General features: G+C 45.8%; 25 protein-coding genes. 4 read left to right on the top strand and 21 right to left on the bottom strand.

All coding sequences use genetic code 11. The features are described from left to right. Nucleotides 1-6: 6 nt before the first annotated feature. Nucleotides 7-447: a hypothetical protein gene (locus tag KOE27_RS21835; protein ID WP_215240907.1), complete on the bottom strand. Its 441-nt coding sequence runs from the start codon at nt 445-447 to the stop codon at nt 7-9. Between the two features lie 63 nt (nt 448-510). Then, nucleotides 511-1752 (bottom strand): ABC transporter permease, encoded by a 1242-nt coding sequence (locus KOE27_RS21830; RefSeq protein WP_215240906.1) that lies wholly within the window; start codon nt 1750-1752, stop codon nt 511-513. Between the two features lie 226 nt (nt 1753-1978). On the opposite strand from KOE27_RS21830, the gene ggt reads away from it, so the two are divergent. Next, nucleotides 1979-3745, top strand: a complete 1767-nt coding sequence (ggt, locus tag KOE27_RS21825) for a gamma-glutamyltransferase (protein WP_215240905.1) — start codon at nt 1979-1981, stop codon at nt 3743-3745. A gap of 15 nt (nt 3746-3760) precedes the next feature. Here the strand turns inward: ggt and KOE27_RS21820 are convergent, their stop codons facing one another. Both KOE27_RS21820 and KOE27_RS21815 read right to left on the bottom strand, forming a co-directional pair. Further along, nucleotides 3761-4267 carry a cupin domain-containing protein gene (locus KOE27_RS21820; protein WP_215240904.1) on the bottom strand — a complete coding sequence of 169 codons (507 nt, stop codon included), beginning with the start codon at nt 4265-4267 and terminating at the stop codon, nt 3761-3763. A 57-nt stretch (nt 4268-4324) separates the two neighbouring features. Beyond that, the gene (locus KOE27_RS21815) at nt 4325-5071 is read right to left on the bottom strand and encodes a DeoR/GlpR family DNA-binding transcription regulator (protein ID WP_215240903.1); all 747 of its coding nucleotides are present in this window, start codon (nt 5069-5071) and stop codon (nt 4325-4327) included. A 50-nt stretch (nt 5072-5121) separates the two neighbouring features. On the opposite strand from KOE27_RS21815, the gene nudK reads away from it, so the two are divergent. Beyond that, complete coding sequence (nudK, locus tag KOE27_RS21810; protein WP_215240902.1) at nt 5122-5712, top strand: GDP-mannose pyrophosphatase NudK; 591 nt, start codon at nt 5122-5124, stop codon at nt 5710-5712. A gap of 61 nt (nt 5713-5773) precedes the next feature. Here nudK and KOE27_RS21805 read toward each other — a convergent pair whose 3' ends face one another. From KOE27_RS21805 to KOE27_RS21750, 12 genes are all read right to left on the bottom strand, one after another. Then, a complete protein-coding gene (locus KOE27_RS21805) occupies nt 5774-6094 on the bottom strand; it encodes a YtxH domain-containing protein (protein ID WP_215240901.1) in 321 nt (106 codons plus the stop codon). 110 nt (nt 6095-6204) lie between these two features. After that, nucleotides 6205-6933 carry an SIMPL domain-containing protein gene (locus KOE27_RS21800; RefSeq protein ID WP_215240900.1) on the bottom strand — a complete coding sequence of 243 codons (729 nt, stop codon included), beginning with the start codon at nt 6931-6933 and terminating at the stop codon, nt 6205-6207. Between the two features lie 273 nt (nt 6934-7206). Continuing rightward, on the bottom strand, nt 7207-7641 hold the full coding sequence (locus tag KOE27_RS21795) for a MarR family winged helix-turn-helix transcriptional regulator (RefSeq protein WP_215240899.1): 435 nt from the start codon (nt 7639-7641) through the stop codon (nt 7207-7209). Nucleotides 7642-7857: 216 nt separating this feature from the next. Next, entirely contained in the window at nt 7858-8304 is a 447-nt protein-coding gene (locus KOE27_RS21790; RefSeq protein ID WP_215240898.1) for a DMT family transporter, read from the bottom strand. An 86-nt stretch (nt 8305-8390) separates the two neighbouring features. Continuing rightward, entirely contained in the window at nt 8391-8702 is a 312-nt protein-coding gene (gene nuoK / locus KOE27_RS21785) for an NADH-quinone oxidoreductase subunit NuoK (RefSeq protein ID WP_304488615.1), read from the bottom strand. Next, nucleotides 8699-9220, bottom strand: coding sequence for an NADH-quinone oxidoreductase subunit J family protein (locus tag KOE27_RS21780; RefSeq protein WP_215240897.1), 522 nt, complete (start codon nt 9218-9220; stop codon nt 8699-8701). The genes nuoK and KOE27_RS21780 overlap by 4 nt, the downstream gene beginning before the upstream one ends. Before the next feature lie 24 nt (nt 9221-9244). Continuing rightward, nucleotides 9245-10579, bottom strand: a complete 1335-nt coding sequence (locus tag KOE27_RS21775; RefSeq protein WP_229252875.1) for a 4Fe-4S binding protein — start codon at nt 10577-10579, stop codon at nt 9245-9247. A 99-nt stretch (nt 10580-10678) separates the two neighbouring features. Beyond that, complete coding sequence (locus KOE27_RS21770) at nt 10679-11299, bottom strand: thioredoxin family protein (RefSeq protein WP_215240896.1); 621 nt, start codon at nt 11297-11299, stop codon at nt 10679-10681. 45 nt (nt 11300-11344) lie between these two features. After that, on the bottom strand, nt 11345-11797 hold the full coding sequence (locus KOE27_RS21765; RefSeq protein ID WP_215240895.1) for a methylglyoxal synthase: 453 nt from the start codon (nt 11795-11797) through the stop codon (nt 11345-11347). A 28-nt stretch (nt 11798-11825) separates the two neighbouring features. Further along, on the bottom strand, nt 11826-13067 hold the full coding sequence (locus tag KOE27_RS21760) for a glycosyltransferase family 4 protein (protein ID WP_215240894.1): 1242 nt from the start codon (nt 13065-13067) through the stop codon (nt 11826-11828). An 88-nt stretch (nt 13068-13155) separates the two neighbouring features. Next, nucleotides 13156-13488 (bottom strand): translation initiation factor, encoded by a 333-nt coding sequence (locus KOE27_RS21755; protein WP_215240893.1) that lies wholly within the window; start codon nt 13486-13488, stop codon nt 13156-13158. 30 nt (nt 13489-13518) lie between these two features. Continuing rightward, nucleotides 13519-14397 (bottom strand): diacylglycerol/lipid kinase family protein, encoded by an 879-nt coding sequence (locus tag KOE27_RS21750; RefSeq protein WP_215240892.1) that lies wholly within the window; start codon nt 14395-14397, stop codon nt 13519-13521. Nucleotides 14398-14613: 216 nt separating this feature from the next. Between KOE27_RS21750 and KOE27_RS21745 the strand changes: the two genes are divergently transcribed. After that, nucleotides 14614-15045, top strand: a complete 432-nt coding sequence (locus KOE27_RS21745; RefSeq protein ID WP_215240891.1) for a YybH family protein — start codon at nt 14614-14616, stop codon at nt 15043-15045. A gap of 22 nt (nt 15046-15067) precedes the next feature. Here KOE27_RS21745 and KOE27_RS21740 read toward each other — a convergent pair whose 3' ends face one another. Both KOE27_RS21740 and meaB read right to left on the bottom strand, forming a co-directional pair. Continuing rightward, nucleotides 15068-15544, bottom strand: coding sequence for a lipocalin-like domain-containing protein (locus tag KOE27_RS21740; protein WP_215240890.1), 477 nt, complete (start codon nt 15542-15544; stop codon nt 15068-15070). Nucleotides 15545-15652: 108 nt separating this feature from the next. Further along, complete coding sequence (meaB, locus tag KOE27_RS21735; RefSeq protein WP_215240889.1) at nt 15653-16648, bottom strand: methylmalonyl Co-A mutase-associated GTPase MeaB; 996 nt, start codon at nt 16646-16648, stop codon at nt 15653-15655. A 140-nt stretch (nt 16649-16788) separates the two neighbouring features. Here meaB and KOE27_RS21730 point away from each other — a divergent pair, with 140 nt between their 5' ends. After that, entirely contained in the window at nt 16789-18783 is a 1995-nt protein-coding gene (locus KOE27_RS21730) for a M1 family metallopeptidase (protein ID WP_215240888.1), read from the top strand. 84 nt (nt 18784-18867) lie between these two features. On the opposite strand, the gene KOE27_RS21725 is transcribed toward KOE27_RS21730, so the two are convergent. The 3 genes from KOE27_RS21725 to deoC form a co-directional block, all read right to left on the bottom strand. Next, nucleotides 18868-19812, bottom strand: coding sequence for a 3-oxoacyl-ACP synthase III family protein (locus KOE27_RS21725; RefSeq protein ID WP_215240887.1), 945 nt, complete (start codon nt 19810-19812; stop codon nt 18868-18870). A 144-nt stretch (nt 19813-19956) separates the two neighbouring features. Beyond that, nucleotides 19957-21084 carry a glycosyltransferase gene (locus KOE27_RS21720; protein WP_215240886.1) on the bottom strand — a complete coding sequence of 376 codons (1128 nt, stop codon included), beginning with the start codon at nt 21082-21084 and terminating at the stop codon, nt 19957-19959. Continuing rightward, nucleotides 21081-21737 (bottom strand): deoxyribose-phosphate aldolase, encoded by a 657-nt coding sequence (gene deoC / locus KOE27_RS21715; RefSeq protein ID WP_215240885.1) that lies wholly within the window; start codon nt 21735-21737, stop codon nt 21081-21083. The genes KOE27_RS21720 and deoC overlap by 4 nt, the downstream gene beginning before the upstream one ends. Nucleotides 21738-21756 lie beyond the last annotated feature (19 nt).

Raw genomic sequence — 21756 nt, 5'->3', positions numbered from 1 at the left:
ACTAATTTATAAAACCGAATTGGTGTCTATTTCCGTGGGAGCAGGTAATTGCTGGGCAGGCGGGAAAGCACTGCGGCTGTTGTGTAAAACCTCAACCTTTGTCACAAAATATTTGGTATCTCCATTCCAGGGTAACGTGAAAAATTTCTCTTCATAGGTCAATGAAACCCTTGAACCGTTTTTGATGGCTTCTTCCAGATTGGCAATTGCCTCTTTGTTGCTATTACTGACAGAAAACGACCATTCAGAAGCATTCATCGTTCCGTCTCCCTCATAAATACCGCCGATGCGCAGTTCTCCTTCAAATGTTTTAAACAGATATCCTTTCTTACTGATTTTGTTTACATATCCGCCACGCTTTCCTTCGCTGTAATAGCCGAAGGTAATGTAATACAATATCCCGAAAATGATTGCCAGGAATATAAAGAGAATGAGCCATTTGCGCATAGTATGATCGTCTAAGTGTGAATGAAAGCGAACTTCGTAAATCGGAATGATTTTTCCAAGAGATTATTTGGCGCGTATGGCTATTACGGGGTCCATGCGTGCCGCCAGCATAGCAGGGATAATTCCGGAAAGTACCCCGATCACCGATGAAACAGCCAGACCTAGTACGACGTTAGAAGGCATCAGGATAATCTTCAGGGATCCTAATTGCATAAAACTCAGCAGAAAAACCAGGAAGATACCCACCAGACCGCCCACCAGGCTGAGCATGACAGCCTCGAAAAGGAACTGGAAGAGGATAGCATAATTTTTCGCTCCCAGAGATTTTTGGATACCGATCAGGTTTGTCCGCTCTTTGACGGATACAAACATAATGTTGGCGATTCCAAAACCTCCTACCAGAATAGAAAAGCTCCCGATTACCCAACCTGCCAGCGTGAGTACGGAAAACAAGCCTGAAACTGCCTGAGCGGCCGCTTCGGGGCGGTTGATAGAAAAATTATTCTCTCCTCTGGGTTTGATTCCCCTTTTGGTTCGCATCAGGCCGATTACCTCGGCTTCTGCTTCTTTGAGGCCTTCATCACCCGGCAGGCCTTTTACAACAATATCAGGGTCCGGCCTGCCCGACTGGAACATCTTGGCAAAAGATCCATAGGTTATGATACATTTCTTATCCGGGTTTCCGCCAAAGTCAACCAGGCTTTCCCCCTTTCTTTCCTGTACACCAACAACCGTAAATTTATTCCCTGCCAGTTTAAAAATCTTTCCTTCGGCAACCTGGTTTGGAAAAAGTGCCTGTGCAATATCCCAGCCAATAATGGCCACATTTCTTCCGTTGGAGGTTTCCTGCTGCATAAAATAGCGGCCTGATACCAGCGGAACATCGGAGATCTGGTTGTATTCATAGGATATTCCCTGAATGAGGGCATCCATACTGTTACTTCCGTTTTTTAAAGTAACCCCGCCCCTGAAGTCCATAACGGCTACGGCACTTGCTTTTTCCATGTTGTCATAAAGGAACTTGTATTCCGCATTGGAGGGGCTGGGCCACTGGAAGTACTTCCACCATTGATATTCACCTCCAAAGCCCCAGGGCCATTTTTGTACATAAAAAACATCTTCACCAATGGACTTGAGGCTATCCCGTATACTTTTTTCCAGCGAGTCAACAATGGTGAATACGGCCACAATAGCAAAAATCCCGACGGTGACACCCAGCAGGGAAAGAATCGTACGGGTTATATTGGACTTAAGCGCCTGCCATGCAAACCGGAAACTCTCGTATATCTGCCGTAAAAATTTCATTGTTATAAGTCTCTTGATTTGAAATACAGGGCCAATCGTTTACAAAAGGTAATGGTATTGTTTTTGGTGGCGAAGTAAATTGTTATAAAAGGCATTTAACCTGTTTGAATTGCTGAAATGAAAATCTCAGTAAAATGATTTTTATTAAAAATTTCACAAAAACGATTTCTTATCAACCTTTTACCAACATTTGGTAAATTACAGCATCAACGCCAATAGAAACCATATGAAAATACCCTGCCGGTTTATTTTAGTATTTACTTTTTTTTCAGGAATATCCCTGGCTCAGCAGCCGGTAAGGGAATCCACGGGATTCTATCGGTTTTTGTCCGACGACCCGGCCCAAAAGGCTTTTTTTACAGACAGGCAAGGTGTAATGGCCCAAAATGGCATGGTAGCTTCTGCGCATCCGGAGGCATCCCGTGTAGGCGTTGAAATACTGAAAGCGGGAGGCAATGCCGTGGATGCCGCTGTGGCGGTGCAGTTTGCACTGGCCGTGGTACATCCGGCGGCAGGTAATATAGGCGGAGGAGGGTTTCTGGTTTTCCGTGAGCATACAGGAAAAAGTTACAGCATCGATTTCCGGGAAAAAGCACCCGCCAAAAGCCATGCGGATATGTATCTGGACAAGGCTGGTAACATCATCCCTGATTTGAGTACCCTGGGGAGGCTGGCCTCAGGAGTGCCGGGCTCTGTGGATGGTATGGCGCAGGTTCATGCCAGGTATGGCAGGCTTCCCTGGAAAGCACTGCTTCAGCCGGCCGTCGATCTGGCCACTAAGGGTGTCTTGCTAACGGAAAGAGAAGCCCGTGGACTTAATGCTATTAAAAAAGACCTGCTGGCGGTAAATCCCGGAACGGGGTATTTTCAGGCGCCGTCTGGTAAGGATTGGGCCGCGAGAGATGTGCTTGTTCAGAAAGATCTGGCCAAGGTAATGAAGAAAATTCAGAAAAAAGGGCGGGACGGTTTTTACAAAGGGAAAGTGGCCAGACTGCTTTCAAAAGATATTGGCCGGGATCAACAGGGTATCATAACCCGGGCAGACCTAAACAATTACCATGCACAATGGAGAGAACCCATTCTGGAAAACTATAAGGATTATAAGGTAATTACCATGGGGCCGCCATCCAGCGGCGGAATTGCGCTGGTACAATTACTGCGCCTGGTTGAACCTTATCCTTTAAAGAAATGGGGATGGCACAATGATTCCACCGTCCAGGTGATGATTGAAGCCGAACGGAGGGTTTACGCCGACAGGGCAAAATTTCTGGGAGATCCTGATTTTGTGAAAATCCCTGCATCCCGCCTTATGAGCAAGGATTATCTGCAAAACCGCTGGAAAGATTTTTCCTGGGCCCAGGCCACGGATAGCAAAAATATCCATGGTGGGGAGATAGCGGGATATGAAAGTATGGAAACCACGCATTTTTCGGTTGTGGACAAAGAGGGCAACGCCGTGGCCGTTACCACCACCCTCAACGGGAGTTATGGCAGCGGAGTGGTGGTGAAGGGCGGCGGATTTTTAATGAACAACGAAATGGATGATTTCAGTATAAAAGCAGGAGCTCCCAATATGTATGGCCTCATTGGAAATAAAGCCAACGCTATAGCCCCAGGAAAAAGGATGCTATCGTCCATGACGCCAACGATCATTGAAAGAGACGGAAAGCTGCTGATGGTGCTGGGCACTCCAGGTGGCTCAACAATCATAACGTCGGTATACCAGACCCTGTTAAATGTTCTGGAACATGGCATGACTATGCAGCAGGCTGTAAATGCATTGAAATTCCATCATCAGTGGCTGCCTGATAAAACCACTTTTGAGGCCAATGCATTTTCCGGAGGCACCATCCAGCGATTGACGGGAAAAGGATATATCCTTGAACAGCAACGTAACACCATCGGTCGGATGGATTGTATCCTGATCCGTCCGGATGGCTGGCTGGAAGGCGGTTCAGATCCAAGGGGGGATGATGTAAGCGTTGGTTATTGAAAGAATTCGTCGGATTCAGGAATGTGTAAGTTCCTGTATCAGGGCATGATGCTGGGGAAATTCTTCTGAAAGGAATTCGCGGCTGCCCATTTCGAAATCGGCAAAGTCGAAACCCGGGGCTACAGTACAGCCCACCAGAGAAAAACGCCCGCCGGGAGCCGTACGCGAACCAAACCAGGTTCCGGCGGGAACTACGGCCTGAAACGTTTGTCCCAGCTCCGGGTCCGGTCCGAGCTGAATGATCTGCAGATCCCCGGTTTCAGGATACATTACGAATATGTCCAGCGGGTCGCCAGCATAAAAATGCCACATCTCGTCCGAGTGGATCCTGTGTAAAGCAGAAAAATGATGTGATTCCAAAAGGAAATATATCCCCGTTGAAAACGCTCTGTTTCCCGAAAACCGGTCAGGCAACGCTTCCTGGCTGATACCCTCCGCTGACCGGTAGGTTTCTGCAAAATAACCTCCTTCCGGATGCGGAAGCAGGTTGTATCTTTCAATCCAGTAAGAGGCAGTTTTCATAAGGGTATTATTGTTACTTTAGATTTTATTTTGAAACGGCAATATAAAACTTAACTATCAAATAAGCACCGGAAGGCCTTTCTCCTGAATTTTCAATACGGATTCTGTTTTTTCATTGGTTACCAAAGCAGAAAGGATATCAATATCCGCAAATTGAAGATAGCTGTCCCTGCCAACTTTGGAAGCATCACAAAGCAGGTAGGTCTGGCTGGAATTTGCTGCCATGGCCATTGTAATTTCAGCTTCCTTCTCACTGCTGGCGGACAGGCCCTTTGCGGCGGAAATGCCATCCACACCGACAAAAGCTTTGTTGGCGTGGTATCGGCCGATGTGCTCCACCGCAATACTGCCATGCATTGCCTGCCGCATTTTATCCAGTTCGCCGCCGATCAGGTTCAGCCGGACTGTACTGCCCATCAGTTCGTGCACCACGGGTAAAGAATTGGTAATCACCCGAACATCCATGTGCCTTATCAATCCGCAAAGCCGGAAAACCGTACTGCCGCAATCCATAAAGAGGGTATCTCCTTCCTCGATCAGCTGTACGGCCCGCCTGCATATCTGGTCTTTTTCTGAAATATGGCGGGCAACTTTGTTTATAAAATCCACAGGTGTTTTAACGAGGTCGGGTTTCATGGCGCCACCGTGGGTGCGGAAAATCAGGCCGTCTTCGGCTAGTACCTGCAAGTCACGCCTGATTGTGATTCCTGAGGCGCCGGTGGCAGCGGATAATTCCTTTATGTTCACCTCGCCATGTTCCCTGACAAGCTGAAGAATTTTATTCTTCCGGTTTTGAAAACTCATATTTAGAAGTACTTTTGTTCAAAAATAATCATAAATGATCAGCATTTATCATGTTCACGAATAAAAATGTAAAGATTGTGTCGGAAGAGGTATTGTCGGACAACTGGTATACCCTCCGAAAATTCACGTTCGATTATCAGCGGAAAGATGGCGTTTGGGAAAGGCAATCCAGGGAAGCCTACGACCGCGGAAACGGTGCAACGATTTTGCTGTACAATAAAATCAAGCAAAGTATTATTCTAACGCAACAGTTTAGGTTGCCGACCTATACCAACGGTAATGCAACAGGGATGATGATAGAATCCTGTGCGGGGTTGCTCGACAAGGATAATGCTGAGGCCTGTATCAGGCGGGAAACGGAGGAAGAAACAGGGTATAAGATCGGTTCGGTGAAGAAAATATTTGAAGCCTACATGTCACCGGGTTCTGTCACGGAGATCCTTTATTTTTTCGTGGCCGAATATGATGAGGGCATGAAGATGGGTGCCGGAGGCGGCTGTGATGCCGAGCAGGAAAATATTGAAGTGATGGAAATTGCCTTTGAAAAAGCCGTGCAGATGCTTAAAAGTGGGGAGATCAGGGATGCAAAAACCATGATGCTCATCCAGTATGCGCAACTGAATAATCTGTTGGCAGCCTGAAGACAGAAAAGAGCCGAAGAAAATTTCCGGCCCTTTTCTGTCTTCAGGCTATACGAATCGGTTATGTGGCAGGATTCGGATCAATGTCCGTTCCTGTGGCCGTTGTGCCTTTTCCTGAAAACTTTTCAAACAGTTCCTTAAAGAACTGCTCTGCATCGGGGAAATTTGATTTCAGTGTTTCGGCCCCTTTGGTTTTAAGTTCTTCAAAATACTCGGGCGCTTTGTCCACGGCATTTTCTGCTTCCGCCTTAAGATCGCTCGCTTTGGTTTTCAAATCTTCCAGAAGCTTTTCGCCTTCTTCTGACTGAAGATATTTGTGCGCTGCCACGCCTGCGGCAGCTCCAAGTATAAAAGTGGCAAGGTGTTTTGCGTTGATACTCATGATTTTATCTGGTTTTTTTGGTTGATCCATTAAAGTTACCGATGTTTTGAAAGAAAAGAAATGATTTTTCTCATCGGATATCACGAGGTACCAGAAACAATTGTGCCAGCCTATTTGATTTCGAAAGCTGCCTGCATTCTGTAGGTTATTTTTATCTTTTGATACTGCACATCACTTTCAGTTACCGCGTCGGCTGCTTCCGCAAAAGCGCGGACATTGGCTTTGGCAAACATAGGTTGAGGATAATTGATACTTTCGTCGAGCTCTCTTATTTCCAGTATTTTTCCAAGTTTTTCATCTATCGAGGCCAGCAGATATTCAGCTTTGCTTTTCGCCGCCTTCAATGCATCGGATTTTACCTGTTTTTTGAATTCTTCTTTTTTGGAATGATCTACTCTGCCGATATTCGCGTATTGAACGCCCCGGCTGTCTATCTTCGACAGGATGATATCAAGCTTCTCCGGACTGTTTACTTTCAGTTCATATTGTTTATTTTCGAGGAAGGAAGCAGGTTTTTTCTTTTTATCAACATAATTCTGATAACCGCCAACACCACTGATGGATAAGCTCTTTTCGGGTAGTCCTGCTTCCGCTACGGCCTTGACCAGCTGCTTTTCCAGGGTACTGATGAGAACTTTGTCTTTCTGATTTTTTTCATCTCCATAATATTCTCTCAGAGAGATATTAAAATACAACTCATCCGGAACGACTTCCATTTCCGCAGTACCTGTAACTTCAATTTTGCGTTGCGGCAGCTGTTCGATATACTTCACCTGAGCGACGGACTCCAATGCAACGGCTCCGGCCAGCAGAGCACTCAATAACATTCCCTTTTTCATTTGTCTGTTTGTTGTTTAAAATCAGCTTAGATACTCCGATATTAACTCCTGAGCAAATCGTCTGAGCTGATAGGTGTTTAAAATGCTAACGGTATCATCAGTTTTGGTAATCTTACTTCATGATACAGGGTTTAGACACGGGATATCTGCAAAAGGTTTACAGCAACAGCGGGTAAGTGGCTATCCTTTTTGTTAAGGTTTGTTAACCAAAAATAAAAAGGGAGTGAACCAGTTTGCAGTCACTCCCTTAGTTAAGATATAAAATCAGGACGGTCAGGTAAAATTCTGATAAATGGAGTCCATGATCCTTACAAAATGCTGATAATCCGCCTCGCTCAGGTCACCCCAACCCTTTCTCCTGATCTCTACTACGATGGGATATGCTTTCTGGTAGATCTCCTCACCGGTCTTTGTCAGGAACAGATTAAATTTTCGTCTGTCGCCAGCAGCCAGGCCACGCTCCACCAGTCCTTTCTTTTCCAGAAGGTCAATAATCCTGGTAACCGTGGGCGGATCTTTAAAGGTAAGTTCGGCCAGTTCATTCTGGCTGATACCCTGCTGACGAAATATATGGTCAATGAGCACCCATTGATCTACGGTGAGATCAAAACCGGCTTCATTAAGCTGCTTCTGAAGGGCATTTCTGATTTTTTTTATGGTGGTGTCTATTTTGAAAAAATAGGCACGGTGATCGGAATGGTGTGTCATGTGGGTATGATAAAATTTCAATGCTAATGAAAAGCATACTTATTATATGTCTTTTAACTATTGGCTTACCAATTATTATTCAAATTTATTCATTCTGAAACTGAAGCGCGAAGAAAATCACCCGAATATTAACTTTCCTTTTACAAAAGCTGCAAGAAATTTGACAGGTGGTTTTTATAAGCTAGTTATTGAGAGAGCGCATCCATGGATGATGTATTAATTTTTAAGAATCAGGTAGACCCCCGCAACTAATAATATAGCACCTGCTATCCTGGGCAGGGTAATTTGGTGAATGGCAAAACCCTGTAAGCCGAAATGGTCAATGGTCATGGCGGCGATCATCTGTCCGGCAACAACCAGACAAATCATGTTGGCGGGCCCGATATCCCGCACGATAAATACAACCGTTAGTACATAAAATGCGCCCATGAGACCTCCCAGGAACCGCGTCCAGGGGATGGATTTGATTTCCTGAATACTGGGAACCGGACTTTGGTTAAAACAAACAAAGGCGATAAGAAGCACCACCAGGCCGACAAAAAAAGAAGAGACCGCCGCCAGTATTGGATTTCCCAGAGATTCACGCAGCTGCACGTTCACACCCGACTGAACGGTGTTGGAGATACCAATTAAAAAGGCAAAAAATAGAAAAAGCCAGTTCATAGTTTTAATCCGCCGGGGAGAATCTGGCGGGTCGCTTAACGTTTACGGTCCTAAAATTTGCTTAAAGATATACTTTTGAAGCAAATCTATTTTTTCATTTCGCTTACTTTGTCGGGATCGACCGTTTGGAAGTGCCCGTATACACGCAGGATGATGGCCAGTGCTACGGTCACTTCTGCTGCTGCCACCACAATCACGAATAAGGCAAAAAGCTGCCCTCCAAGCCTCTCAGGATCATGACGGCTAAAGGCAATCAGGTTTAAATTAACGGCATTAAGCATTAACTCAATGCCTAACAGCATGCCTATGAAATGCCGCTTGGTGACGGTAATGGCCAGTCCGATGCTGAAAAGCGCTGCGGCAACAAACAGAAAATGTTCCAGAGGGATGGTATTCATGGGGCAGGATTACGGTTCATGGCGAGGTAGGCAGCACCTACAAGTGCCACCAGCAACAGAATTCCGGCAATTTCAAAAGGGAGTAAGTGGCTGGTCATCAGCTCCACCCCAATAGTCTTTATGGTTGATTTACTGACAATTGTTTCTCCAATCATTTTGAAGTTGGCACTGAAAATTACGTAGGTCAAAAAAATAAAAGAAACCGAAGCAAAGATAAAACCGGGTAGCTGCCTGTTGGCTGTTACTAGCACCTTATTAGGACTGGAAGACGGAGCGTTTTTATCCGCTTTTTGTGTAAGCATAATCCCAAATATCAACAGCACCAGAATACCTCCCACATATACCATGATCTGGGTGACGGCCAGGAAGTCCGCACCTGCCAGCACATATAAAGCAGCTATCCCAAGAAATGCTGCAAACAGAGCGAATGCAGCATAAAGAAGGTTTTTTGAAAAAAGAATAAAAATAGCTGAAGTGATCGTCAGCACAGCAAAGCTGTAAAAAGCTATTATTTCCATCTGCTCATCGTCACAGTTAGGTATCTATTCGTCATCAGGCGATTTAGGCTTCGGTTTCATAGTCGGCCTGAAAGCCGGTTTGGGTTTTACCGGTTCCACCTCGGTTTCAGCTTTTGCCTGGGGCTTGGTTTCGTTTGTATTGTCGGGTACCTTCGGTTTCATAGTCGGCCTGAAAGCCGGTTTGGGTTTTACCGGTTCCGCCTCGGTTTCAGCTTTTGCCTGGGGCTTGATTTCGTTTGTATTGTCAGGAACCCTCGGCTTCATGGTCGGCCTGAAAGCGGGCTTGGGCTTTTCCTGTTCAGGTACTGTTTCAGTATTTGCTTCAGGCTTGGTTTCGTTTGTATTGTCCGGAGCCTTCGGCTTCATTGTCGGCCTGAAAGCGGGCTTAGGCTTTTCCTGTTCCGGTACTGTTTCAGTATTTGCTTCAGGCTTGGTTTCGTTTGTATTGCCGGGAACCCTCGGCTTCATGGTTGGCCTGAAAGCCGGTTTCGGTGAAACTCCTTCTGTTGTTTCTGGTGAAACATCAATCGTTTTTCCATCAGTTTCTGCAGTTTTCGGTTTCATGGAAGGTTTAAAAGGCAGCTTCACGGCCGGTTTCTCCGTCGCTGATTCATCCGACTTATCAGCTACCGGAGGAATAACAGGTTTGCGGGGCTGAAAGGAAGGCCTTGCCGGTTTGGCGTCATCTGCAGGTACTTCGGTTTCCGCTTCCTGGACTTTGGGTTTTATGCTTGGCTTAAATACAGGCCTAGGTGCAGCAGGCGTTGGTTCGGATGCTGTAACGGGCTTACTGGCTGCCTTTAATGCTTCTTTTTCTTTCTGGAACTGTTCCAGTAACCTGCGCTTTTCATCCGCCTCCTCTGCGCTGAGATTTGCGTAGTTGTAGACCATATCCCGCACATCAAACTCACTGTAGTCAAACGTTTTGGTCATGGTAAGACATTCGGTGGGACATACCGTAGTACAAAGGCCACAGTAACAGCACTTTGCCATATCGATATCAAACTTTGCAGCGTAAAGCCTGATCGGAGAGCCATCGGATGCCCGGCCCACTTCTTCAATAGCCTTGATAGGCTCAATCTCAATGCAGTCAACCGGGCAGACTTTCACACATTTGTCACATACAATGCAGTCGTCCATTTCATTGTGAAGACGGTACCTGCCATTGTCGGGAATAGGAATGGTTTCCAGGGGGTACTGAATGGTAACCAAGCCTTCATTTTGTTCGTAGAAATTATCCTTCCTGATATCCGTGAAAGAACGACGCTGCCTCGCATGCCATAAGTGGCGCAAGGTAAGCCGCATGCCTGTGAGGGTGGTACTGATACCTTCGGATATGTTTTTAAAGTAGGTTGACAACTCTCGGAATTTCAATAATCATTTTGAAAGGGAGCTGATGGAGCCCTCCTTTACCAAAAAATTTAGCCTATTGCAAAGATAGAGTAAACTCGCTAAAAATTACCTTTCTATCAGAACACCTTCCAAAATCGCTTTCAATTCATTTTGTATCGATTGCGTTTTATCGGTGTTGTACCAGCGCTGGATGTCTTCGGCAAATTCCTTATAGGGTTTACCGGGATTGGCTTTGTATGCTACCAACAGCTGTTGAGCTCCCGCGGGCCGTGGTCCCCAGGTAAAAAGTTCATTGTGATTTTCGTCCACTGCAATCAGCTTGGGAATCGAACGTCCGCCGAACGTGAGGTACTCATCCATCAGGGAGAGATTTTCATCCCGAAGTAGTAACTTTATGGTAATCAGCTCATTGGATTGAGCGGCAGCCACTATGACGGGGATACTCTGGGAGGCGTCGCCGCACCATGCTTCTGTGAGGATGTACCAGGTCTGGGGAGCGTCAATTTGGTCTGTTAGGATTTTAAGGTCATCGTTCACCAGTACTGTTTTGTTGAGCCGCTGCATCCTGGCCAGGTTGAGCCTGGTATAGTAATTCAGCTCTTCCGATTGTTTCGGTCCGGTGGTTCTCTTTTCCTGAACCACTTTTTCCATCAAAAGCATGTAATCAGAATAAGTATAGGTGTTTTCGGTAACCGAGGGGGGGAATAAGTGCGCTACGTTTCTCATTTGTAATTTTATTTATAAATGAAACCGTAAGCGTACTTTTTGAGTTCAGAGTTTACGGTTCAAATAGGTACTGTAATCGATCTGGGTGGCAGTATAGTCCTGGTTCATCAGCGGGGACGAAAAAATGAAATCAGCCGTTGCCTTATTGGAGGCCACCGGAATATTCCAGACCACGCATAATCTGAGCAAGGCTTTCACGTCCGGATCATGCGGCTGGGCAGACATGGGATCCCAGAAAAAAATCAGCAGATCAATTTTTTCCTCCGCAATCATGCTACCCACCTGCTGATCTCCGCCCAGTGGCCCGCTAAGCAACCTGATCACCGGCTGGTTCAGTTTTTCTTCCAGTAATTTACCGGTAGTTCCGGTACCATATAATGTATTTTTGCTTAATGCTTCCCGGTTTACCAGCGCCCATTCCAGCAACTCTGTTTTCCGGTTATCATGGGCTACCATAGCGATGCGCTTACTTGCGGGTATTGTTCTGAAATCCAGCATGGTTGATGGGGTTACATTCGGTTTCAAATTATATTTTCCTGATGGCTTCTTCAATGTATTCGAGATACCTTTTTGCGAGCACACCTCTGTCAAAATGCTTCCGGGCAAATGTATATCCGTTTTCTCCCTGCTGTTTTATTGTTTCAGGATGTGCAGAGCAGAACAGGATCTTGTTTACGAAGTCTCCGGTATTTTCCGGCTCAATATACATCCCTGCATCTGCTTCTTCAACCAGTTGCCTGGAAATTCCGTCAATTGCTATCAGAACCGGTTTTTTACAAGAAAAATAGTCAAAGGTTTTGTTTGAGTAAATGGTTTTGAAAGTTGCCACATTTTTCAAAACCGAAATGCCCATATCCGACGCCAGTATGTATTTGAACACCTCTCTTTTGGAAACCGGGTCTACAAACCTGATATTGGTGATTTTTCGTTTTTCTGCATCGGCCATCAGCATTTTTTTCTGCATACCATCTCCGATCAGCAAAAAATAAACAGGGGTATTTCCGAGCATTTCCGCAGCATCCAGCAACTGAACCAGGTGGTTGGCTACGCCATGTGCGCCCACGTACGTGATCACAAATTTGCCGTCGAGCGCGTGCTCCTTTCTGAATCGGTCTGAATTAAAGGAACGCATCACTTCTTCAGAAATAGCGAAGTCGGCGGCATTGGGTATAAAAATTATTTTTTCCGGCGAAACCCGTTTTTCCATGATGAGTTTGTCACGAAAGGCGGGCGTCAGTACATTTATCCTGCAGGCCTTCTGGTAGATGATTTTCTCAAACCAATAGGCAAACCGAATCAGCTGTTTGTTGGTAAGTACCCCGGTATCAATCGCCGATTCCGGCCACAGGTCGCGGACTTCAAAGATAAAAGGAGTTTTTTTCCACCACGACAGTACCAGGGCCGTGATACCTACAAACAGCGGGGGAGAAGTTACGATAATTAGGTCGTACGGGCCTTTTACTTTAAAAAGCCCGGCCCGGATACTGGAAAATGTGAATGAAAAATAGGCCCGCAAGCGCCCGGAAAAACTCTGATTATAGCTTTCAGATACATGACAGCGAATCACCTCAACACGATCCTTATTGGTTTTTCTGACAAAATATTTTCCTTTATACTCCTCCGGCCGCCCACCCATATAATGCACCATTCCGGCCAGTACCGTTACTTCGTGGCCTGCTTGCGTCCATATCCTGCTCATTTCGTTCCAGCGGGAACCACCTCCGTCATGATCTTCCAGAAAGTACTGATGAATAAGTAGAATACGCATTGCAGAGCTCAAAGGTAGGGTTTAATACCCGTCCGATTCTTTTTCAATAAGTGGCGTTGGCCGGATTGACAGTCGATGTATTGCTGTATCAGCCGCCGGCTTTTTTTGCCTTATAACCTTTGGACAACAGCCAGGCAATAACCTTGTCGCGGTGATCTCCCTGTATCTGCACTTCCTGGTCCTTCACGGTTCCGCCGCTGCCGCATAAGTTTTTGAGTAATTTTCCCAAAGTTTCCAGATCAGCCAATGTACCTGTAAAGCCTTTCACTGCTGTGGTTACCTTGCCGCCTCCTTTGCGTTCCAGCCAGATCCTCAGGTCCTGCTGGGTGGGTGGGAGCGTTTGTATATCATCTTCGTTGTCTGAAAATTCAAATTCAGGATTGGTAGAATAAACGATGCCTGAGCGGTTCTTTTTTGACATAACTTTTAAATCAAAATAGTCAGCAGAATTTTAAAGCACAATTTTGAGGCTTGCCGGCCTTATTTTTACCGTAAAATGATCAACATCGAGTTGCAGGGGTTCTCCGTCGTAATGGATGAGCGGAGGGGCGCTGGTCTCAATGGTGGCATCGGTGGTTCGGTGATAGGTAATATAGTCTGAATCTTTCAGCTGGCGAGTAAAGAGCCGGTATACAAGCGAGGTACCATACCATTTGGGAAACGTGCGGATGGTGCAGATATCCAGCTGGCCGTCCTGCAGGCTGGCCTGCGGAGCAACCCACGCATTATTCCCGTATTGCCCGGCGTTGGCAAAAGTGAGTGAAAAAACTTCCTGTGTGACTCCGTTCAGTTTGATTTGCTGAGGCTGATAATCCCAGTAGGACCGGAACGATACATTCATGTAAGTTGCCAGGCCACGGATTTTCTGTTCACTGAAGAGTTTACCCACATAAGCGTCAAAGCCGATTCCGGCGGTACAAAAAAACGGGATATCATTCAGCAAAGCACTGTCAATGGTATGGACCGTGCCCCGGAACAGTTTATGGAGAGCGGCTTCCAGCTGCAGCGGAATACCCAGATGCCTGGCCAGCCCGTTTCCCGATCCCATCGGTAAAATACCGAGCGGAGTATCGGTTAATACCAGCGACCGCGCTATTTCATTCACGGTACCGTCGCCTCCTATGGCCACAATGGCCTGCCAGTTGGTTTTATCAAGGTTGTCCCGGGTGAGCAACGTAGCGTGCCCCTGAGATTCGGTAAAGATGATTTCTGCATGAACGTTATTTTTCTTTGCCAGTCTTTCAATGGATTGTGAAGTAAAAAGAGCATTTTTTCCCGTGGACGTTCCCGAGTTGGGATTCAGAATAAAAAGATATGAAGGTTTATCCACGATTTACGCAAAGAATAAAAACAGGATCAGGAGAAAGACGATGATAAAAAGGTAATACAGGCCATCAATAAACGGATATTTCTGGCGGTCCAGCTTTTTGAATAAATCATCGAACATGTTTTCAGAATTATAGGGTAATAATCACGGACGTTTTTTTGAAAGCGCTGTTTGTTTTATCTTTAATTTAAAACTCTGACACAAAAATCTGCAAAAAATATGAGAAACCCGCTGTTGTCACTATTCCTGTCGGTACTCTGCTCGGTTTGCCTGGCTCAGAACCAGGCCGACAAAGATGCAATATTCTCTGTTCTCAACACTCAGGTGGCGGCCTGGAACGAAGGAAAGATCGATCGATTCATGGAAGGTTACTGGCAGTCCGACTCGCTAATGTTCGTAGGGAAGAGCGGAGTAACGTATGGTTATCTGTCCACTTACGAAAATTATGTAAAAAGGTACCCTGACCGTGCGACCATGGGTACCTTAAAATTTGAATTCATCAATATCAGTTTTCCCTCAGCAGAAACGGCGTTTCTGGTTGGGAAATTTTACCTGAGCCGTCCTGCAAAAGGTGACCTGAGCGGATTTTATACCTTGTTGTGGAAAAAGATCAAAGGCAAATGGTATATCGTTTGCGACCATACCAGCTGACATGTTAAATTTTTCAGGAAAATTACTGTCTCTTGAACAACAAGACCGCATTTACTGCAGGGCCGCTGGTAGCAGTGTTGATGATAATGGACATCTGATCTCCGTTTTGTTTGATCGTCAGTTCCTGGTTGGTAGATCCGTTGGTCAGTACCAGTTTATCGCCGGTGACTTTCCAGGTTGTTTCGGATCCCACAGTAATATATCCGCTTACACTCAGCAAGGTAATGGCCGCATCACAGCCACTTACGGTAACCTTGTTTTGTGAGGTAAAAACAAAAACCAGATCAAGATAACAAGGCGCGTAGGTAGGGATAGCAGCCAGTGCGGGGATGGTTGTACCTGCTGTTTCAGGTGCCACGGAAGTCAGTTTCCAGCTGCCTACGATTTCGTTTTTATCTTCCGGAGTGGTATCGTCATCTTTGTCTTTGCAGGAAACGATCGCGAAAGTGACCAATAAAGCGAGTACTGATAATATCCTGAGTTTTTTAATCAATTGCATAAGGGTAATATTAATAAGTTTTTTATACGTTGTTTTAAACGATCAAACTTACGAAAATTGTTCGTCAGAAGCGTTTTTCCTACTCATAACCTCATCCGTTACAGTTTTTCATCGGTTTTTATTTTGGGCATAAAGATCAAGCAGCGTTTGGGCCGCATGAAAGGGTACTGCTTTCCCGTCCAGCACTTCTTTTTCAATCATCGCTAACTTTTGCTTCACAGCGGGGTTGTGATAGAACATTTCTTCCAGGGCATTACGGATATAGTCATGCATCCAATCCGTATTCTGCCTTTTTCGGTTATCCCCGAAAAAACCGCCGGTGGTTGTAATGTTCTGATATTCCTGCAGCAGCCCCCACAATTCCTGAATTCCTTCTCCTGTTAAGGCGGAACAGGGCATAACCTTAGGTTCAAGTCCGGAGGTTGCTCGTGGGAACAGATGCAGGGCATTGCTCAAATCTGCAACTGCTGCAAGAGTTTTGGCTTTGTTGTCGCCGTCGGCTTTGTTGAGGACCAGCAAGTCCACCATTTCCATAATTCCGCGCTTGATACCCTGTATTTCATCACCTGCTCCTGCCAGCATGAGTAACACGAATACGTCCGTCATACCTTTTACCAGCGTCTCCGATTGTCCCACGCCGACGGTTTCAACCAGGATAATTTCATATCCGGCCGCTTCACATAATAGTATGGTTTCACGCGTGGTGCGGGCCACCCCGCCCAAGGAGTTTCCTGCTGGTGAAGGACGGATAAACGCATTCGGATCCTGGGATAATTTTTCCATGCGGGTTTTATCACCCATAATACTTCCTCCCGAACGGGCGCTGGAGGGGTCTATCGCCAATACCGCGAGCTTATGACCAGACTGTGTAATCACTTTTCCAAGCGCTTCGATAAAGGTGCTTTTTCCCACGCCGGGGATACCTGTAATCCCTAGCCTCAACGACTTTCCTGTAAACGGAAGAATTCCCACCATAAGCTGGTCGGCCAGGTGCCGGTCTGTCTCCAGTGAACTTTCGATTAACGTTACTGCCCGGCCTAGTATAACCCTGTCTGCCGCTGTAATACCCCGGATAAATTCGTCGACGGAAAGGCGATGGTGCATATATTAGTTATTCTGGATTACTGAAAAAGATTACCAAAATTGTTAATGAAAAACCATTGATCAAACTTTTTAATCTCTAAAAGGCTAAAAGCCGTATATTGCTCGTTTAGAATAACATTGTTTCCATATTATTATTTAGGATGAAAATTTCAAAAATCAGCTTAGGTACTCTGGCTTTATGTTTAATGAGTTTCTCGGCTTCGTTTTCCCAGGAGGCGGAGAAAGGCAAGTATGATGCGCATGTACTTTTCCACCCGTTGTTTAATTTTCAGCCTGGCAGCGAGTATCGCAGCGGGGGTGGGGCACCTGGGCCCAAGTACTGGCAGAACCGGGCAGACTATCATATCAACGTGGCACTGAATGAAAAGGAGGGAACGGTAAATGGAGAAGTTGAGATCAGTTATAAAAATAATAGCCCGGAAGACCTCGAATTTCTCTGGCTCCAGCTGGACCAGAATGCCTTTAATGATGCGTCACGCGGAGGAAAAACAACCGCGGTTAGTGGCGGACGTTTCGGAAACATGGGTTTTGATGGGGGAAATGCCATTAAGTCGGTATCGGTTCAGCAAGGGAAAGAAAAGGCTGTTGATGCCAGTTATATCATTAATGACACCAGAATGCAGATCCGCCTTGTTACGCCGGTGAAAGCGGGAGGGGATGTGATCAAAATAAAAATAGGATACACGTTCAAGGTTCCCGAATATGGCTCCGACCGGATGGGTACCCTCGAAACCAAAAACGGCATTGTTTATGAAATGGCCCAATGGTATCCCCGCATGTCTGTTTTTGATGATATTGAAGGCTGGAACGTTTTGCCATATCTGGGCGCCGGAGAGTTTTATCTGGAATATGGTAATTTTGAATACAATGTAACTGTTCCCTGGGACCACATCGTGGTGGGGTCTGGAGAACTGCTGAATCCTAACGAAGTGTTGACGGCGGACCAAAGAAAGCGGCTGGCAGATGCTGCAAAGAGTGACCAGACGGTGATGATCAGAACGGAGGAAGAAGTAAAAAGCACAGCCAGCCGTCCAAAACAATCGGGAACACTCACATGGAAGTTCAGGTGTTTGCAGGCAAGGGACGTTGCCTGGGCAAGTTCCAGATCGTTTGTCTGGGATGCTGCCAGGATTAATCTGCCTGGAGGAAAAACGGCGCTGGCGCAATCAGTTTATCCTGCTGAGGATGGAGGTACCGACGGATGGGGAAGATCTACGGAGTATGTAAAAGGCTGCATTGAATTTTATTCGAATTATGTGCACGAATATACCTATCCGGTTGCCACCAACGTGGCGGGGATAGTGGGAGGAATGGAATATCCCGGAATTGTTTTCTGCAGCAGCAAAAGCCGTAAGGAAGAGCTGTGGGGCGTTACGGATCATGAATTCGGGCACAACTGGTTTCCGATGATCGTGGGTAATAATGAGCGGAAATATGCGTGGATGGACGAAGGCTTTAATACTTTTATCAATTTTCTGTCCGGCGATAATTTTAACAACGGCGAATACAAGGATACCCGGCTGAATGATCTTCACCGGGTTGCACCCATTATTTTCCGGCCCAAAGCGGATCCCATCATGACCATTCCCGATGTGGTGCAGGCGCAGAACCTGGGTTGGGAAGCTTATTACAAACCAGCCCTCGGCCTGAGAATGTTACGGGAACAGGTACTGGGTAAGGAGCGTTTTGATTATGCCTTCAAAATGTATGTCAAAAGATGGGCGTTCAAGCATCCTACACCTTATGATTTTTTCAGAACGATGGAAGACGCCGCTGGCGAGGATCTGGGCTGGTTTTGGAAAGGCTGGTTTTTTGAAAATTACAAACTTGACCAAAGTGTAAAGGATGTGGCATATATTGAGCAGAATCCGCAGAAGGGCTCTTTGATAACCATCGAAAATTTAAGCCAGTGGGCTATGCCTGCCCGGGTGGATATTGAGGAAGTAAACGGGAAAAAAACCAGGATTGAATTACCGGTGGAAATTTGGCAGCGCGGTGGTTCATGGACTTTTAAAGCGGCTACCACCCAGCCAATCCGTACCGTCACTATTGATCCGGATAATAATCTTCCCGACATTGACCCGGAAAACAATGTGTGGAAGCCTTATAAAATAACCGATCAGGAGATTAATTAAACAGATAATAGTAGAACGATATACAGGGAAAAAGGCCCGGGGATTTCAGATTCGCCGGGCCTTTTTCCTTGATCCTTTTTCGGGTCAGATGGTGATCAGCATTGCACCGTAGGAATACCCTCCGCCAAAAACAGTAATGACTATATTCTCGCCTTTTTTAAATTTATCCCTATTCTCAGACAAGGCAATGGCACAACCGGCAGAGCCGGTATTGCCCAGGTACTGAATGTTGGATATTAGTTTTTCAACCGGAATCCCTAGTGTATTGATCACATTCAGGCTGATCCTGTGGTTGGCCTGGTGCGGTATGAGGTAGTCAAGGTCGTCTATCGTCAACCCGCAGGCTTGTAATACCTGCTGGCTTACTTTGGGCATATACACACAGGCATTCTGGAATACGTCGCGGCCAAAGGGCATCACCACGCCCTTGTCATTAGGACGCAGTACCACCGCTTCCACCGCTTTTCCGCTTGTTGCAGCGCCACCGGTAATTAGTTTTTTGATGACCATATCGGTTGCTGTCTGCCGCTCTTTGGATATCAGCAAGGCCGAAGCACCGTCTCCCCAGAGGTGGCCCGAAACGGTATCCATCTCATTATAATAAGCCGTGTTATGGTCCGATACTACCACCAATGCTTTGCTGGCTTTTCCCATGGCGAAGTACCCTTCCACAATTTCGATGGCATTCAGAAAGGACGAACAGGCTGTTGAAAGGCTCAGTACCGGAATGTCCGGAATCTGTATGTGGTGCTGTACAGCATGTGCAAGCGTTACGATGGTATCATAAGGGGTGTAGGTGGCGCCTACAATCAGATCTATTTCATTTTTGCTGTAAGGAATATTTTCCAGCAATAAATCGACCGCCGCGATGGCCATTGTCGAGGTATTCTCCCCCTCTCCTGCTTTACGGCGCTCGTAAATCCCGGTACGTTCTGCAATCCACTCGGTTGAAAGGTTGTTGAGTTGTGTAAAATACTCATTGCCAATTACTTGGCTTGGAAAATAATGGCTTATTGTATTAATATACATGGTTGGGAAGTTGACTTCGCAAACTATAATTCTGATAAAGTTCCGAAAGTTAAATATTTCGTAGAAATCGTAGTATTTAATATTTGAACAATTCAATAATAAGTTTTAAAAATGCCAAAATTTAATGTTTTCTGATCTCATTTTTTAGGAAAATGTTCGTTTTTCTGCTTTTTGATAAAACGACAGCAGTATTTTCTCTTCTGACAGCCAATTATAGCGCTCCTCTACCGCATTTCTTCCGTTTTGTCCCATGACTAAGGCTTCGTTTTTCCGGTTAAAAAGGTAAAGGAGTTTTTCCGCAAGCAGTTCCGCACTGTATGGTGAAATACAATACCCGCATCGCGCTGCTTCAACAACTGTCCGGTACAATGGAAAATCGGAAGTAAGTACCGGAAGTTCCATTGCCATGTACTCAAACAACTTGGTTGTATAGGAATCCAGATAATCGGCCACCGGTTTTAGCAATGCAATGCCTGCCGTTGCGCCTTCCGCATATCTCAGTGCAATTCGCAAATCTGTATAACCATAAAAATTCAAATGGTTACGTACCAGATTAAAACCGGGGAGCTGCTCTGCTTCGGCCATTGTAAACCTGAGCGGGCCAAAAAGATGCACCGTGAAATCAGGAATGTCGGATTTTAACCTGGCAAAAGCCTCAATCATGACATCAAAACATCTTTCGATCGATAACACGCCACAGTAGAAAAAAACGGGCGGATCCGACAACGGCCTTTTGTGCGTGTATTGGTCAATAAAAGGCAATGAAACGTAATTATGGACAACGGCACTGGGGTACTTCAGGTCATTGTAGTCCTCGGGATAACTGTGTTCGGTAAAAATAAAAAAAAACCTTTTTCTGGCCAGCTGATCAAAATACTTGAAAAGTGCCTGAAAACCTTTCCCGTTATTGTATTGCTTGATCGAAAACTTTTTATACAGATTTTCCTGCACTTCATAAATAACAACAGCTCCCAGCCATTTAAAGATAAAGGCGATGGGAATAAGTTCTGGCACAAAAACATGAACAATCCCCGGCTTTAACCGTACACACTTCCAAAGCAAAATAGTGTGACTAAATAATAACCGGAACAGCAGACTTCGGAAGTGTGGCAGGCGGATCATGTTTATTTCCGGATTTTCGTCCAGCTGCCGTGCCTCCGGCAGGCAGCAGAAAACCTGGTATTGTTGCGCAAGTGACGGGGCAATTTTATAAACAATGCGCGGATCGCAAGACGGATGTACGGTGCTTAACAATAAAACGCGCGTTTTCATGCCTGTGTTACAATGGCTACACCCGAGGAGGTACCGATACGCTCAGCCCCGGCTTCCATGAAGGACTTTGCCTGTTCATAAGTTCTGATTCCGCCGGAGGCTTTGATTTGAATGTGGGGTGGTAAGATATCCCGCATCTTCCGTACCGTTTCAACTTCTGCACCCGTGGGCGCAAAGCCGGTGGAAGTTTTCACAAAATCGGCATTGGCCTCCGTACAGATCTCACAGGCGGTATGTAGCTCAAATGAGTCCAGATAGGCGGTTTCAATCACTATTTTGATAATCGCATGATGGTCATGTACCAGTTTCGAGAGCATCTGAAGCTCCTCTCTTACGCTCAGATAGGCCATGGATTTAAATTGTGATAAATTCATGACGACATCCAGTTCCGTTGCCCCTTGCTTCAAAGCCGTTTCGGCCTCTTTTATTTTCGTTCCCGTAAGAGCGTATCCCATTGGAAAACCAACCACTGTTGCTATTTCGATTTTAACAGGGCAAAACTCCAGCATTTCTACGGTGTAAGCAACATAAGACGGAGCAACGCAAACCGCCTTAAACTGATGAATCCATGCCTCTTCACAGATCTTTCTGATATCCGTTTCGCGGACAACCGGAGATAAAAGGGTATGATCGATGTAGGGAGCAAGGTTCATATCAGATTGGAGGCTTTAA

This window comes from Dyadobacter sp. CECT 9275 (genome assembly GCF_907164905.1).
GTDB lineage: Bacteria > Bacteroidota > Bacteroidia > Cytophagales > Spirosomataceae > Dyadobacter > Dyadobacter helix.
This window is presented reverse-complemented; position numbering and strand designations above follow the sequence as displayed.